Below are 15526 nucleotides of genomic sequence, written 5' to 3' on the forward strand. Positions count from 1 at the left end.
TATTTCCCTGTAAGTGGCTTAAATGCTAGATTTTAGAGTTCCAAAATGCCTATTTAAAATGGAACTTTTATGGAACTTTTGCCCCTAAAAATGGAACTGTCATTATAATTATAAATTTTTTATAAAGCTATTTTTTCTTGTAACGGCTTAAAAGTTCCGTTTTTAGTTCCATTTTCAACTCGTATTTTGGAACTATTCAAACGGTATGGCTTGCCCCTCATTCACTGGTATAAATTCATCGCTTAGCTTTAATCCCTCACAATAAGACGCAAGAATATTTTTTAATCTAGTCTTATGTATTGTGTATCCTGTAAGCTTTACTATTCTGTCTCTGAACTGACGAACTCCTACCGCCTGTCTACCGTTATCTTGGCAATATTTATTATATGCAGTTAATAATTCTTGTTTACTCACCTTGTCCGCTGGGTTTTTAGTGATTATATAGCCCTCATCCATCAGGAAACTATAAACGGTGTCGCTGTTTTTGCGGTAATTTGCGATTACTTCCGCACCTGCTGCTATTTCGGTAAAGTTATAATTATTTGCTCTAAGCCTATGCAGTCCCTCAATGCCCCAATTCGCTATAGCCGGCAACTCCTTAATCATTTTATCTAATATGTTCGGGTCTCTTTCCTTTTCCTCTATGGTGTGAGTACAAGGCACTATATACATACGCCTATAGATGTGTTCGCCTTTATCATCCGCGATATATGGCAAATCGTTACAAGCAATAACTACAAGGCCTTTAAATACAAGGGTTCTTATATCCTTGCCCTTTGCTTCTACCTTGATAGCGTCCCCACCTGTTACAGACTTAAAAATTGAACTGTCTTTTACATCCGCCTTGCTTTGGTCGCCGTTCATAATAAGCCTAACAAGTCCGGCATTAGCAAATGCAAAACGTCCCTTGTCTTCATTCATATTCTGTAACGGTATACTTGTTATATTTTCCTGCCCGATCAGATGCCCTAACAGCCCTAAAAATTGGCTTTTGCCTGTGTTCCCTACAGGAGAGTACAAAAATACCGCCTTTTTGGTCTTATGGCCGTATATGTTAGAGATTGCAAGCCCTGCCACTTCTTGCAATGACTTATAAGCTTGCCAATCTATGCCACCGTCTGCACTCTTGCATAAATCTCTTATAAACTTGGTAAAAGTGTGGTATTCTGTTATTGTATAACTCTCTATATATTCCGTATTCACTTGCCTTGTGTATAAAATATCGGCGTTATGCGGCTCAAGGGCTTTAGTATCGATATTGTATAAACCGTTTTTAAAGTTTATATATTTTTCATTGGTATTAAAGTTCTTTTCATTTGCCATGTGGTCAACATCTGCAAGCATTAAATTATATACATTGTTTAGTAAGTTATCGTTTGTCAGTGCATCTGGAATATAAGCCGATATCTTAGCTTTAACAGCATTCTTATCCATATGCTTATAATAGCCGTTACAATACCAATAAAATGCACTATCAACACATTTATAACTTAAATTCTCACCTATACAGGCCTTAAGCAACCCTACATTTATACGCTGTTTTATTGTCCCGTCTTTTCTCTCTGTCAACTCTACCCACGGGGCAACGATTGCGTCCACGCTTTTAATAAGTTCTTTTAAATCCTCTTTAGAGTGTCTCTCTACTTCTAGATAGTCTGTTACGTCTCCATGCTCTGCCTGTGATGTAATAACAACCTTGATTGAATGGGCAAATGCTCGCAAGCTTTTTAGTATCTTGTCTTTTAACTCAAGCCCCGGGGCATCATTATCAGGCAAAATAACCACCCTTGCACCTGTGAAATAGTGGGCAAACTCTGAACGCCAATCGCTAACACTTCCGGCCGTTACAGCTGTAAAACCTAAGTCCTTTAATGTATCAACGTCCTTTTCGCCCTCTGTGATATATACGGGATAACCTTTTTTAATTGCCCTTATAGCAGCAGGCAAATTATAAAGGGAATACACTCCCTTAGGCTTTTCCATTGTGAAGCTGTCGTTTTTCTTGTCTATAACGGCGTATCTTATATGTTTACCGATAAAACGGATTTTGCTATATAAGTATTTGCCGTTAGCGTCCTTATAATCGTATACGGCTTCAATAGGCTTATCTACATAACTTGCTATTTTAGTCAGTAAATTCTTTTCTTGTGTTGTTCTACCGTCATTAAACAGATCATCTTCAGTTAGTCCGACTTCAGACAAAATATTTTTATAATTACAACCTGCGTGACATTTTAAAATAATCCTGTTATTTCTTCCCTGTGATATGCTTAGGCTTGCTTTTTTGTCATTATGGCAAGGACAACGCACATTTATAGTATTGTTTCGTGGTGTTGCTCCGTTAAGGTCAAAATGCTTTAAAAACTCTTTATATTCCAATCTAACCCCCTTTAGCTTACGCTTTCATAAGGAATATTAAATCGGTCACAGAAATATTTTTTCGGAACTCTGCCCCTTACAGTGTAATATCCTTCTGCCTCTAAGTCTGAATTCAGGTCGTTAAGTATCTTGTAGGCCACGCTAATACTACGGCTTAATAAGTACGCTATATCTTCGGCCGTTAAGTGCGTACGCTCTCTAATACTGTCAATGTTCGCCTGCTGCCTTACCTTTTCGCAAAGCTTATGTTTTTCATCCATTAGCTTACTGCTCCTTTCTTTATTTACTATCTTCTTAGCACCTCAATAGCTGGGATTTGTTATTGATTGTTACGGGTTGCTTACTTCTCTAATGTCCTTAACCTCTACGCCTAAAACGTTGGCTATTTTTTCGGCTGTTTCATATAGGCAACTTTTGCCCCCTTTAATACAGCTTATAGTTGCTCTTGAAAGCCCGGCACGCTTTGCCAACTGAGAGGCTGTCAAATCCTTATCAACTAAGATATGGCCTAACTTGTATCTGTCTACCCTCATTTATTAACTCCTTTCTTGATTGTGTAAATACAGTTTTTTTACTGTATTTTTATACTACTACAGTTTTTTAACTGTGTCAATGTATGTAACAAGTTTTTTATTGTATTTAATCTTGTATTTACAATTTTGAAATGCTATTATTAAAATAAAAAGTAAGGTTAATGTATTGTTATGGCTAAAAGTATGGGGGAAAATATAAAGAGAATAAGAAAGTCTAAGGGATTAACGCAAAAAGAAGTAGCTAAAAAGTTGGGAATATCTCAACAGAGTTTTGCTCAGTATGAACGGATAGATGCAATACCAAAGTTTAAAACTTTGCAAAATATAGCCGATGCCCTTGATGTTTCAGTTGGTGACATTATTTATGACGGTCCCAAGGATAAAAGCCGCTATTTAATAGAATTCACAAAATATTTATACGACCATGGTTTCAAATATGAATACGGCGATGAAAGTTTAGCAGCTTTTATGGGGATAGGTGATTATGCGGAAAAAAACAAAAAGGACGCCGAGCTATTCGATAAATTAACAAAATCTTTTATATCCGATAAAAGAAAAATAATGTTAACGGGTTTCTTTGATAAACTTAATGAGTTGGGGCAAGAAGAGGCCGTTCAAAGAGTACAAGAACTTACATGGATTAAGAAATATACAGATCCGGACGAACAATAAAAGGATGTGCCTAAAAAGCACGACCATATTTAAAGTATGTCCGTGGCGTGGTTGTTTGAAACAACCCCCCTTAAGAATATTGGTTTTATTTTGCCTTTTTATGTGGTACGCATAAAGTGTGTATCGCATAAGCAACTGGATGCAATTTTGCGTTGAGCTCTCCCCAGATCTGGGGGGATATGGTTTTAACCCATACTCTTTAGCCGGCACAAATAAAATTATGAGGTCGTTTGAAACAACCCCATTAAAAATGTTGGAAAATGTTGGTTTTTTATTTGACGTTACAGAATAAAAGGGTATTACGAAATGTAACCCCCTTTTTATGTGGTACTCATAAAGTGCGTATCACATAACCCCCTTATTTTGCTCTGTACAGCGTTTTAATTCTTAGCCCATACTTTACACCTTTGTTCCGTTAAAACTTAAAATAGACCCCATAGAATTAAAATTTAGCCTATATATTTAATAGTGCCGTTATTCTTTTTCTTTGTAACGGTTCTATTAAGTGTATAGACCTTATACACTTATGCCGGGCATTTTCTTAGTGCCTCAATAGCTGGGAACTAAAAAAGGAGTTAAGAATATGCCGGTTTATAAAGATAACAATAAAAAAGGTTCGTGGTTTGTGTCCTGCTACTATAAGGACTATGTAGGCCATAAGAAGCAAAAAGTAAAAAGGGGATTTACTACAAAAAAAGAAGCCCAAAGCTGGGAGCGTGATTTTTTAGAGCATTACAGCAACCAACCGACCATTCTATTTAAGGCCTTAGTAGATGTATATTTAGAGGACTACAAAGCTAAATACAAGCTATCAAGCTATTATGTAAAAGAAAAAAATATACAATCTCATATACTGCCATACTTTGGAGAAACTAAAATAAACAATATTACACCCAATATGGTTAGAGATTGGCTCAATAATTTACAAGCAAAGCAAGGCAATACACTAAGCACCGAAACAAAGAACGGCATACTGCGTAATTTATCGGCTATACTTTCTTACGCTTGTAAATACTACGGCTTAGGTTCAAACCCTTGTAAATTGGTTGACGCTCTAAAAGATAATACAAAAAAAGAAAAGATATTTTTGACACTGGAGCAATACAAGGCATTCAGATCCAACATTACAGACATAAGAGACAAGGTTATATTTGATTTATTATTCTTTGCCGGTTTAAGGCGTGGCGAACTGATGGCCCTTACATTTGGAGATGTGGACATGGATAATAAACTGCTGCATATTAGTAAAACAAAAGGGTATGCGGCGGGTAGCTATGTAACAACACCACCAAAGACAACAACAAGTAATAGAGTTGTAACACTTCCAGGCTTTTTAATAGACGAAATAAAAGAGTATAAAGAACATTGTCTTGATACAGATGCCAAAACCTCGCTTTTTAGCATTGGGAAGGCAAGTATAGAGTATAAAAAAGATAAATATTTAAAGCTGGCAGGTCTGCCATATATGAGAATACACGACTTTAGACACTCGCATGTCGCCCTATTAGTGGAACTGGGCGAAAACCCGTTACTAATAGCTAATAGGTTAGGGCATTCAGATATTAAAATGACACTTAACACTTATGCCCACCTATACCCAAACAAGCAAAAAGAACTAGCCCAAAAACTGGAGAATTTATAAAACATTATCAATTTATTATCAAAATAAAAACAAGCACCTTGAAACCCTTTATTTATGGGCTTCTTGGTGCTGTTATTCTCATCTGGCAGAGTTTATCCGAGAACTGCGGAAGGAACAGTATGGTGATGCGTTAGATAAGTATTTCCGCCTTGGAAAGAACCTGAACCAGCGCGATACGATTGCTGTCCGCAAGATTGTAGGCGGCTATGTGAAATTGCTGTATCCGGATGGAGAATTCACGAAGGAACAGATTGAAGAAATTCTTGTATTTGCGCTGGAAATGCGTCGTCGCGTCAAGGAGCAGCTGAAAAAGCTGGGTGGAATGGAGTTCTATGATGTGAACTTCAGCTATATCGACCTTGATACCTTTGAAGAAAAATTTGTCTCTGTGCCAGAGCAGGGCGGTGGAAAGCTCATCCCCGATGGCATCTGCAATCAAGGACAGGTATATACCGTAAGTCAGGGTAAGTCCGGTATGATCGGTGTATTCCGCCTTGAAAGCCAGATGCTGCCCGGTAACGGAAAATTTGAGCGCACTGGCCTTGGCAGCGACCGTGATTGCAAGGAATCCACGAATACGGCGTTCAATTTCCTGAAAGCAAACGGAAATCGAATCAGTGGTAGCATCAGCACCACGATGCGGGATTACATCATCAACTATCAGGATTTACAGGGCATTGGCATGACCGGAAAGCTGGCATTGCCTACATTGATTGCACTATGCAGCATCGCTCTTGGACGGCCTACAGTCAGTACACTTGCTGTGATGGGTGAAATCAGCATCAGCGGCACGATTCTGAAAGTGGACGAGCTTGCCAATAGCTTGCAGGTGTGCCTCGATAGCGGAGCAAAGAAAGTGCTGCTTCCGATTACCAGTGCAGCAGACCTTGGCACCGTGCCGCCTGAGTTGGTGGGGAGTTTTAATCTGATTTTCTACAGCAGTGCGGAAGATGCGGTGTTTAAGGCGTTGGGGGTAGAGTAAATACTGGAGGGATTTGAAGATGTGGTTGGATAACGCCTCAGAAGTAGATATTTTATTTTATGAACCATATGCAAATGTTATTGCTGATATTTCCAAGAACCCAAGTTACAAACCGCTCACTATCGGTGTATTTGGTGTCTGGGGAGCAGGAAAGTCAACCCTTCTGAAGTTGATAGAACAGAAAATAGATGTGGACTCTGAAAAGAAGAGAAAAACGCTGTGTATCAACATTAATGCGTGGACTTTTGAAGGGTATGAAGATGCCAAAATAGCTCTGATGGAGGCATTATTGCGCGAAATCAAAGAACATAAAGATATTCCATCCAAGGTTAAGGATGGCGTGTCAAAGCTGTTGAAAAAGCTTGACTTTTTTAAGTTGGCAACAAAAGCAGCATCTGTAGGTGCACCTATGATTGCATCAGTCACGACTGGAAATCCCATTCCTCTTTTGCTGAGTGTTTCTGGAAAAGCTGAGGAGGTTGGTGATGGAATCAAAAACGTAGCGAATGCTATGCAATCTATTCGTGACGACTATTTGAAGGATGAAGAAAGCGATGATACGAACAGCATCGTTAATAATGTTAGAAAATTTAGAAAAGAATTCAAAGAAACTCTTAAAGATGACGGCATTGAAAATGTTATTGTTTTAATTGATGACTTAGACAGATGCCAACCGGATCGAATTATAGAAACTTTGGAAGCTATTAAGCTCTTTTTGTCCGTAGAGAAAATGACTTTTATCATTGCTGCGGATGAAAACGTCATCCAATATGCTATAAGGAAAAAGTATCCGCCGATTGAAAATTATTCTGTCAATTTGGACAAGGAATACATTGAAAAAATCATTCAATTGCCAATTTATATCCCTGAGTTGTCCTTGAAGGATATAGAGAACTATCTGATGCTATTAGTCGTTCAAGAATACTGCAACATAGACCAATTTAAGGAGTTCCTGAAAAAGATTAAGGAAGAAAAATTACTCATATCAAATGATGTGATTGATGCAAAGAAAATAAAAACGATAGCAACAGACTACATTAATAAAAGCGATAAACAGGAGTTTGAGGAGACAGCCGATATCATCGCTGGCATCAAAAGAATAATTGCCGGAAACTTAAAAGGAAATCCTAGGCAGGCAAAGAGATTTTTGAACACATATACAACAAAAAAGAAATTGGCTGAGTTGTACTTTGGCACTGATGAAGGTGCGCTTGACACACGTGTGCTGGCAAAACTGCTTGTTCTTCAAAAATTGGATGGGGATTTATTTATACAGCTGAATGAATGGAATAAGAAATTCACAACGGAGAATGAGGATTTTAAGGATATGTTAGAGAGCATAGAATCTGGTGATAGTGAGAATGAAAAATATAAGGCATGGAATGTGCCGACAATAATTAACTGGGTTAAATCTGAGCCTAAGGATTTAGAAAAAATCCGATTGGATCGCTACTTTTATTTAACCAGAGAATCATTGAAGAAAGCTGATATAGATGTATCAACGCTTTCATCAGCGGCAAAGGATATTTTGGAGCAGCTAGGTGGGGCAACACGCGGTCTGATAGATCAAATAATGAAAAATATGGCTGCCTTAAATGCTGTTGATCAATCTGGAGTGTTTGGGGTTGTTATTCCGAAGATTAGCAAAGGAGAAATCCCATTTTATATTATAAGAAGTCTGTTTGTTAGTTTTGAATCATTTAGAGACAAAATTTGCAATTCGTTGGAATCGTACCCCAAAAAGATAGTTGTTGGAAATATACCTGCTATTAAGGAAATGCGATCAAAAGATCAAAAGAAAATAGATAATCTTCTGACCATATGGGAAAAGTCTGGAATAATTGATAAAGAGAGCATAAAAACAATTAAAGAAAAGGGAAAATAAGAATGGGAACTTCTAAAGGATATATTCCTCCAACAAAACCAGAATGGAGCAATGCAAAAAGAGCAGTATCAGGATTTCTAAGAAATAGAGACTCTGATTCAAGAGCAAACGCAATTCAAAAATTTGGCGAAGCAATGAATTCGAGCGCAGCGGTTGGAAGTACCTCTTTTGCTAGTGCTGCTGGCAATGTCATAGCGTTTGCGCAAGATATCAGAAAATATGGACTTGAGCACGGCTTAGTCAATTTTGGCAGATCTGACTTAGTAGGAAAATCTTCAGATGAAATTTTGCAAGAACTGCTATATCAGTTTACGAATGACTCCGCATCGATAGAAGACTCTCTGGCTGCGGATTCATTATCACAAGCACTTGAAAATCTGCAAATAGATTCTGTAGAACAATTGGGAAGTGTGGATTTAGATATTCTTCTAAAAGAATTGGTGACTTCTTTTGTACTGATAAGTTTTGATCTGAATTTTGATGAGAAAATTGGAAAAGGGCGCACAAGTAGTGAGAAATTTGAAATACTGAATGAAATGCATTCTTACATAGCTGACGAACTCCATGCATCGCTGCATAGCAAAGAACTGGAACAAATTGATCTTGGCAATATCAGTGCAGCAAGCATTGTTCAAAGAACTTTGAAGGAAGCATACGATGTATGCGTTCGTTTTTATGGGGAGGCCCACAGATGAAATTTTGGATAAAAAAAGAAAATGATGCAGACCCAGATGTTGAATGGAAAGATTCGTACATCCTTACCTTAAATAGAGATTCCGGCAGCACTATATATTCTGGATTGCCAAGCATCTGGTATCATCTGGGATGTCAAAAAATGGTCCCTATTTATGAGGATTTATTTGTAATAGGACTTAGCGTATTTGCATTAGACAAAAGAATAGCTCGAAATTTATTTTCGGATTCATGGACACGCCAAATAGAAGTTTCCATTCCGGTTTTAGAAATGAATAAATGGCATAATTGCGAGGCTCAGTGGAATAAAATTCTTTCATTTTTAACAGGTGATGAATGGAAAATTTCTTTTAGACAGGCAATGACAGAGTATGGCACTCATAAGAACAAAAATAGAATATATATAGATTTGTCCGGCTGTGATTGCGTTAGCCTGTTTTCGGGTGGTTTGGATTCATATTGTGGGGCGATCAAGCTATTGCAAGAGGGGCATTCTCCAGTGCTAGTTGGTCATAATGAATATCCAAAACTTCGGTATATCCAAGAACGATTTTGCAACAATTTCAATGAATGCTATCCATCGCAAAAATCGCTGTTTCTTGGGTTCACAGCAGGAGCAAGAACTCCGTTCAGATTAGAGGGAGAACGGCTACGGAAAAGTGAAAATACTTCCAGAGGGCGGTCTTTATTGTTTCTATGTGCGGCAATTTCTGTTGCAGGCATTATGGGGGAACAAATCCCAGTGTATATACCTGAGAATGGATTTATTGGATTGAACGTGGCTCTCACAAACAGCAGAAAAGGTTCTTGTAGTACGAGAACAACGCATCCTTACTTCTTGAATAGTCTTAACAAGTTGATTGCAAGTGTTGGGATTCAAAATCGCATTTTCAATTTCTTCGCCTTTAAAACAAAGCGGGAAATTGTTAATTTAGTTTCGGGAACAGAAGCATTCAAGCAAGGTTATAAAGATACTATTTCATGCTCTCACCCATGTGTGTCTAGGTACAACCGTGTGGGTTCCAGAGATTATCCAGTAAACTGTGGATTTTGTTATCCTTGCATTATTCGGAAGGGCTCTCTGCAAGATGTTGAATTAGAAACAGATGACATCCTAAAGGCATCAGAATTCCTTAAAACGCAGGCTGATAGAGACAAATCGGCAGATTTATTTGCGGTTTTGAGCAGTATTCATAGATACAAGGGACTTTCGGAAAAAGATATCGAGCGATTAATCTGTTGCACTGGGAAGCTTGAGCATGACGAGATTCAGTGTTTTAAGAGAGTTTACAGACAGGGCATGGATGATTTGATTGAATACTTTTCAAAAGACTCGGATATGGAAGCGTATATGTAATGAAGAATTTGATAGATACACATTTTCATTTGGATCATTATAGAAATTATTTTGAAATTGCTAAAACCATTACAGAACTGGAACAATATACAATTTGCGTAACAAATTCGCCTGGGATCTTTTTGTCATGTAAAAATTTAATCCCAGAAACAAAGTATTTGAAATTTGCCATAGGCTTTCATCCGCAAGAAACGACATTAGGTGGAAGAGAAATAAATGATTTCATAAGGCTTATATCGTCAACAAATTATGTTGGTGAGATTGGATTGGATTATTCGCAAAAATCATATATGAGTAAGCCATTGCAATTAAAATATTTTGAGCAAATTGTAGAGATTTGTGCATCGAAAAATAAGTTTATGACAATACATGTTAGAAAAGCAGAGAAGGATGCAATTCGTATTTTAGAAAAATATCACCCCACAAAGGCAATCATACATTGGTATACAGGAGGTTGTGATGATATGTTAAGATTGGTGGATTTGGGTTGCTATTTTTCGATTAACACTAACATGGTAAAAGGAAGTAAAAAAGAAAATTATCATTTATTGCCTTTAGAGCGTATTTTGATTGAGTCTGATGGCCCTTATACAAAAGTTAATAACAAAAAATATACGCCCGCTCTTTTAAAAGACGCTTATGAAGAAATTTCAAGATTCTATAACAATCCAGATTTGCCTAGAAATATTTATTATAATTTCGAAAAGATATTGTTATCTTAATCAACCTTAGGTGAGAAAAATCCAAGTTGTTCTTGTTCGATTGAGGGGTAGGAACGACATAAAGAAAAAGAACTGCTCAGTAATGGAAAAGAATTATGACACGACAAGAATTATTTACATGGATACGCCAGCGGTACGGCACGGAGCCGGAATACCCCTGGCATGACTGGAATGCTGTGCTGCGGCACAACGACAATAATAAATGGTATGGTGTAGTTTTGGAAGTATCTGCTGATAAGTTGGGATTGCCGGAAGCAGGCATCATTGATGTTCTCAATGTGAAAAGTGATCCGTCGCTGATCGGTTCTCTTTGCAGGCAGGGCGGCCTTTTTCCGGCCTATCATATGAACAAGGAGAAGTGGATCAGTATTCAGCTTTGCAAACCGGAACTGGATAATGCCATCAAAGACCTGCTTTCTTTGAGCCATGAGCTGACAGCACCGAAAAAGCACAACTCAAAGTCATCAGCAAAAAATCCGGGAGATTCCACAAATGGAAAAGAAAAAGAAACTGACGAAGGCTGAGCGAAAGGAAGCATGTCTCCGAAAAGGTAAGCAGTGGCTGCTTATATATATCGGCTCACCGAAAAAGATGAACAAGCATTACCGAGAACGCTTTCATGTGGATGCCGTGAATGCTGCTAAAGATTTGCAGGAGCTTGGGGTAAATTATACACAGGAGCAGCTTGACCGGATAAAACAGGCTGAATAACAGCAATTCCGTCAGCGGAGCATTGAGTGGGAATCGAAAAAACGGGAACGGCTGGCAGAGCTGTATGAGGATTGCGGTGATCGTTTTGCCTTTATTGCTGGATATGCAGATGTCGGCGCACCGTATGGTGTGATATGGGAAGAAGTCGGCATTGATCCGGGATTGCCGTTTGAGGAAAAAGTGAAGCTCTATCAAATGCAGATGTTAGACTGATAATTATGCAAACAGCATCTGCACAATTTGCAACAAAAAGAGGAGCAGGTCAAGGCTCCTTTAAGGTATGTTATTTCAAAAAGTTGATCTTATGTTCCGGTGCGTGCAGATTATACCCAAGCATGGTCAGGTGTGCTACCTTAAGCACAACCAGATTGATGTCGGTAGACATCGCGCTTGCGATCTGCTAGGCTGTGTATCCATACTCATAGATGTAGCGAAGGACTTCATCGCTGTCCATCAGGATTTCCGCCGCTACAATGTTGGCTTCATATCTCGGTTTGGATTTCATGTCATAGAGCATGAACTCATGAATCTGGGTAGTTTTCGCCATATTCCGATGAAGCCGGTCATACCCTAATTCATGTGCGCACACGATGCGCAGCATATTTTCATCCGGACGGTTATTCAGGAAAATAAAGCAATTTCGCTTAATCACCCGGTATATTCCCTTTAGGGAACTGAAATTTTCGCAAAGCATAACATGAATACCAAGCTGCCTTGCAATTTCAAAAGGGTCTCCGGAACCGCAGCTTCTTACCGGTTTCTCGCCGACCCGTGAAAGCTGTTCTGCATTCATCATACCACCTTCAGTTTACAGTATGGCCAAAAGTGTGTACGATAAATATCACTGATCGTTTTTTTTACGCCTCGTTTTCGTGGCATATTTTTTATTGTTCTCTTTGGCAATCCGGTAGGCATCGGTCAGAGCTTTATAAGCACCTTCGATGGCATTCCATTCACTTTTTAGGTGAAAGTAAGAAAGTTTTGTAGATTCAGTAATTATGCGGCTTTCAGATATAGACACGACTATGCCATGAATAATTCAGGATAAAGAACTCTTTTGGTCTTTACCTTAACAATCTGTATTTCTTTAACAGCTCATGTCTATAGACTTTATCTGTATTAGCCTTTATTATGGTTTCTAAACTACCTTCCTTAGCCAATATTGTATTCAGCTCACTTACCATATCGGCTCCCCTTTCTATGCCTTCCGTTCTACCCTGTTTAAGTCCTTTTCAATCCCCTGTTCTTTTGCTATTTCAAAAAATCCTTTCATATTCATACCTTTCTACTTAATTATAGCCAAAGAAATTCAACCGACTCTATCTTAAAATACCTATACGCAACTGTACAGCCAAGCAATCTGTTATGCTTGACTGTACAGCTATGTGCCCAAAGTCTATGCACCGACTATATCATGGTTTTTAGAACTTTTTAGAAACTTAGATTAATTAGAGCGGAAAGTGCATTTCCCATAGATTACATCAGATACCAAAACAAAAACCATGAAAAACATTTGATGGATCTATTATACTAACTACGCCTATTTTGATAATAGATTACATTAATACTTAAGATTTAAAAAGTACTTTTGGTGTATTGCATAAAAATATCAAGGAATATTGTGCAGTATCACAGATATTCCTTATGCAATATGCTATAAAACACCCCCTCTCTTTTGGCAGTATATTAAGTATATTGTAATAATCAATTTGTTATGTTAATTTGATATCACTTTAATTTGACGAATTAATATATAATAAAAGCCCTGTCAGGAAATAAAATTGTATGATTAATGTTTGGGTTGGGTATTACCAATCTCAGCATTTTTTATTATAATAAAAAACCTCCAAGTCCCCGGTTCAACACAAAAACTATACTTGGAAGATGTGTCCATACGAACGACCTGAATAAGATTTTATGTATTTATGATACACCACTTTACAACTTTTTCATAAAATAATGACGTACAGGGCATTCTGATGCATAATGAGTTTGAACAAAAAACAATACAAAATGAAATAACTCTGTACGACAAATTCATTATAAAACAAAAAGACACTGATTGGTGAGGGTGCCAACTACAAACAATACAGCAGAACGCTGTTTAAGAGATTATAAGAGGAAGCAGATTTCTGCAATGACATTTCGCAGCTTTGAAAGCATCGAAGAATTATGTCGGAGCAAGTGCGTGCTGCTTGGAGTGTACAATAATTCAAATTTTTACACCGCTGTCAAGGAAATCTTTAATAGATAATATGGAGACTGACCGGCGTGTTAGACTCCATAAGTTTAACGTATTAAGATCTATAAGGCAAGCTTACCCGTGTACAGTAACCAATTATTACAAATATCTTAAAATAAAATAAAAATATACTGGACATAAATATGTAGACAATGTAAAATGATAATATATAATTTGGTGTAAATAAAGGTGAAAAATGTTCGTGATAATAGTACTTTGTATACAAATATTGCATAATACAGGTAATCTATAAATATAAATATTAGCTTGTACATTTTACATCATGGTCGGATTGGAGGGAGGATAAAATGAATAAAAAAAGAACTTTATATATGGCTGTTATAACAGCAGTCATGGTACTGGCAGGTTGTACAGGATTTGCAAAGAAAGGTAAAAAACAAATTGTTCTTACACTTTGGCATGTATATGGCGGTCAGACGGATTCTCCTTTAAATAAAACTATAGATAATTTTAATGAGACTGTAGGAAAAGAAGAGGGCATAAGGATAAATGTTACAAGTGTAACAAACACAAATACAATACATGAAGCTGTTATTGCAGCTGCAAAAAATGAGCCGGGAGCGGCAGAACTTCCGGACATATTTGTTTCATATCCCAAAACTGTACTCAGTTTGCCGGATAAGGATATTTTGGTGGATTATAAAGACTATTTTACAGAAGATGAGCTGAATGAACTTATTCCGGCATTTGTACAGGAAGGCATAATTGACGGTAAGTTGATGGTATTTCCTGTTGCTAAATCAACGGAAATCCTTTTTGTAAACAGAACATTATTTGAACGTTTTTCTAAAGAAACAGGTGCGAAGGAAGAGGATCTTGATACATGGGAAGGCCTTTTTAATATGGCAAAAGTTTATGAAAAATGGACAGATGACCTGACACCTGATATTGTGGGGGACGGCAAAAATTTCTTTGTACATGACTATCATTTCAATTACTTCCAGATAGGCTGTGAATCACTTGGAGAACATTTCTTTACAGATGAAGCAGGGGGCGGAAAGCTTGCATTTGGTGATAAATTCAGAAAAATATGGGAGCCTTACGCCGATGCGGCAATTTCAGGCGGAGTATGGCTTCGTGACGGATATGCTACAGAACCTCTAAGAACAGGTAAGGCTATAGTAAGTGTGGCTTCATCTGCAAGTGTGCTGTACTATGAAGATATTGTGACTTATGAGAATAATATATCTGAGCCTATAGAGGTCGTATCATATCCTGTACCGGTTTTTGAAGGCGGCAAAAAGATGGTTATGCAAAGAGGAGCCGGATTTTGTACTGTAAAGTCCACCACTGAGCGCGAAAGGGCGGCGGCTTTATTTTTAAAGTGGTTAACAAAGCCTGAAAATAACATAGATTTTGTTGTCAAGGCAGGTTATATGCCTGTGACAGAAAAAGCGTTTGAGCAGCTTTCTGAAGTTGCAGAAAAGATAGACAGTACTAAGTACAGAAGCTTATATGAGGCCATATCAAAGACTAAGGAGGAATATACTTTCTATGTTGCTCCACAGTTAGCAAACTATCTTGATCTTGAGATGCACTTTGAAAAAAATGTAAGACTTGAACTCTCAAGAGAGGAAGAGGAGTATAAGGAAGCTTTACAAAATGGTGAACAACCTGATAAAGAAACTTATGTTGAAGATGCTTATAATAATATAAAACAGGCAATGCAATAGTTTGGAGATATAAA

General features: G+C 37.7%; 13 protein-coding genes and 2 pseudogenes. 11 read left to right on the plus strand and 4 right to left on the minus strand.

Annotation, left to right across the window (positions count from 1 at the left end; all coding sequences use genetic code 11):
- Positions 1–192 precede the first annotated feature (192 nt).
- The 3 genes from HMPREF0381_RS05170 to HMPREF0381_RS05180 all read right to left on the minus strand — a co-directional run bounded on the left by HMPREF0381_RS05170 (position 193) and on the right by HMPREF0381_RS05180 (position 2912).
- Positions 193–2379, minus strand: coding sequence for a phage/plasmid primase, P4 family (locus HMPREF0381_RS05170; protein ID WP_008750852.1), 2187 nt, complete (start codon positions 2377–2379; stop codon positions 193–195).
- Positions 2380–2390: 11 nt separating this feature from the next.
- Entirely contained in the window at positions 2391–2639 is a 249-nt protein-coding gene (locus HMPREF0381_RS05175) for a hypothetical protein (RefSeq protein ID WP_008750853.1), read from the minus strand.
- 69 nt (positions 2640–2708) lie between these two features.
- Positions 2709–2912 (minus strand): helix-turn-helix domain-containing protein, encoded by a 204-nt coding sequence (locus tag HMPREF0381_RS05180; RefSeq protein ID WP_008750854.1) that lies wholly within the window; start codon positions 2910–2912, stop codon positions 2709–2711.
- A 171-nt stretch (positions 2913–3083) separates the two neighbouring features.
- Between HMPREF0381_RS05180 and HMPREF0381_RS14315 the strand changes: the two genes are divergently transcribed.
- The 9 genes and pseudogenes from HMPREF0381_RS14315 to HMPREF0381_RS15320 all read left to right on the plus strand — a co-directional run bounded on the left by HMPREF0381_RS14315 (position 3084) and on the right by HMPREF0381_RS15320 (position 11576).
- Positions 3084–3584, plus strand: coding sequence for a helix-turn-helix domain-containing protein (locus HMPREF0381_RS14315; RefSeq protein WP_008750855.1), 501 nt, complete (start codon positions 3084–3086; stop codon positions 3582–3584).
- Positions 3585–4167: 583 nt separating this feature from the next.
- Positions 4168–5226, plus strand: a complete 1059-nt coding sequence (locus HMPREF0381_RS05190; protein WP_008750856.1) for a site-specific integrase — start codon at positions 4168–4170, stop codon at positions 5224–5226.
- 79 nt (positions 5227–5305) lie between these two features.
- Positions 5306–6208, plus strand: a pseudogene (locus HMPREF0381_RS05195) (BREX system Lon protease-like protein BrxL); the annotation flags it as partial.
- Positions 6209–6227: 19 nt separating this feature from the next.
- Positions 6228–8093, plus strand: a complete 1866-nt coding sequence (locus HMPREF0381_RS05200) for a KAP family P-loop NTPase fold protein (RefSeq protein WP_008750858.1) — start codon at positions 6228–6230, stop codon at positions 8091–8093.
- Positions 8094–8095: 2 nt separating this feature from the next.
- Positions 8096–8788 (plus strand): hypothetical protein, encoded by a 693-nt coding sequence (locus HMPREF0381_RS05205; RefSeq protein WP_008750859.1) that lies wholly within the window; start codon positions 8096–8098, stop codon positions 8786–8788.
- On the plus strand, positions 8785–10143 hold the full coding sequence (gene qatC, locus HMPREF0381_RS05210) for a Qat anti-phage system QueC-like protein QatC (RefSeq protein ID WP_008750860.1): 1359 nt from the start codon (positions 8785–8787) through the stop codon (positions 10141–10143). The genes HMPREF0381_RS05205 and qatC overlap by 4 nt, the downstream gene beginning before the upstream one ends.
- Positions 10143–10865, plus strand: a complete 723-nt coding sequence (locus tag HMPREF0381_RS05215; RefSeq protein ID WP_008750861.1) for a TatD family hydrolase — start codon at positions 10143–10145, stop codon at positions 10863–10865. The genes qatC and HMPREF0381_RS05215 overlap by 1 nt, the downstream gene beginning before the upstream one ends.
- A 95-nt stretch (positions 10866–10960) precedes the next feature.
- On the plus strand, positions 10961–11389 hold the full coding sequence (locus tag HMPREF0381_RS05220; protein WP_008750862.1) for an MmcQ/YjbR family DNA-binding protein: 429 nt from the start codon (positions 10961–10963) through the stop codon (positions 11387–11389).
- The gene (locus tag HMPREF0381_RS15320) at positions 11358–11576 is read left to right on the plus strand and encodes a hypothetical protein (RefSeq protein ID WP_008750863.1); all 219 of its coding nucleotides are present in this window, start codon (positions 11358–11360) and stop codon (positions 11574–11576) included. The genes HMPREF0381_RS05220 and HMPREF0381_RS15320 overlap by 32 nt, the downstream gene beginning before the upstream one ends.
- 400 nt (positions 11577–11976) lie before the next feature.
- Here HMPREF0381_RS15320 and HMPREF0381_RS05230 read toward each other — a convergent pair whose 3' ends face one another.
- The gene (locus HMPREF0381_RS05230) at positions 11977–12369 is read right to left on the minus strand and encodes an ImmA/IrrE family metallo-endopeptidase (RefSeq protein ID WP_242824393.1); all 393 of its coding nucleotides are present in this window, start codon (positions 12367–12369) and stop codon (positions 11977–11979) included.
- Between the two features lie 1272 nt (positions 12370–13641).
- Here HMPREF0381_RS05230 and HMPREF0381_RS16070 point away from each other — a divergent pair.
- Positions 13642–13830 (plus strand): annotated as a pseudogene (locus tag HMPREF0381_RS16070) (IS66 family transposase); the annotation flags it as partial.
- Positions 13831–14126: 296 nt separating this feature from the next.
- Complete coding sequence (locus HMPREF0381_RS05235) at positions 14127–15512, plus strand: extracellular solute-binding protein (RefSeq protein ID WP_008750867.1); 1386 nt, start codon at positions 14127–14129, stop codon at positions 15510–15512.
- The last annotated feature ends 14 nt before the right edge of the window (positions 15513–15526 follow it).

It is taken from the genome of Lachnoanaerobaculum saburreum DSM 3986 (assembly GCF_000185385.1).
Taxonomy (GTDB): Bacteria; Bacillota; Clostridia; order Lachnospirales; family Lachnospiraceae; genus Lachnoanaerobaculum; species Lachnoanaerobaculum saburreum.

Bases quoted from the DNA above. Each gene is read 5' to 3' on its own strand.
- HMPREF0381_RS05180 (WP_008750854.1), bottom strand. From the start codon at position 2,912: ATGAGGGTAGACAGATACAAGTTAGGCCATATCTTAGTTGATAAGGAT.
- HMPREF0381_RS05215 (WP_008750861.1), top strand. From the start codon at position 10,143: ATGAAGAATTTGATAGATACACATTTTCATTTGGATCATTATAGAAAT.
- HMPREF0381_RS05175 (WP_008750853.1), bottom strand. From the start codon at position 2,639: ATGGATGAAAAACATAAGCTTTGCGAAAAGGTAAGGCAGCAGGCGAAC.
- HMPREF0381_RS05230 (WP_242824393.1), bottom strand. From the start codon at position 12,369: ATGAATGCAGAACAGCTTTCACGGGTCGGCGAGAAACCGGTAAGAAGC.
- qatC (WP_008750860.1), top strand. From the start codon at position 8,785: ATGAAATTTTGGATAAAAAAAGAAAATGATGCAGACCCAGATGTTGAA.
- HMPREF0381_RS05190 (WP_008750856.1), top strand. From the start codon at position 4,168: ATGCCGGTTTATAAAGATAACAATAAAAAAGGTTCGTGGTTTGTGTCC.
- HMPREF0381_RS05205 (WP_008750859.1), top strand. From the start codon at position 8,096: ATGGGAACTTCTAAAGGATATATTCCTCCAACAAAACCAGAATGGAGC.
- HMPREF0381_RS14315 (WP_008750855.1), top strand. From the start codon at position 3,084: ATGGCTAAAAGTATGGGGGAAAATATAAAGAGAATAAGAAAGTCTAAG.
- HMPREF0381_RS15320 (WP_008750863.1), top strand. From the start codon at position 11,358: ATGGAAAAGAAAAAGAAACTGACGAAGGCTGAGCGAAAGGAAGCATGT.
- HMPREF0381_RS05200 (WP_008750858.1), top strand. From the start codon at position 6,228: ATGTGGTTGGATAACGCCTCAGAAGTAGATATTTTATTTTATGAACCA.
- HMPREF0381_RS05235 (WP_008750867.1), top strand. From the start codon at position 14,127: ATGAATAAAAAAAGAACTTTATATATGGCTGTTATAACAGCAGTCATG.
- HMPREF0381_RS05220 (WP_008750862.1), top strand. From the start codon at position 10,961: ATGACACGACAAGAATTATTTACATGGATACGCCAGCGGTACGGCACG.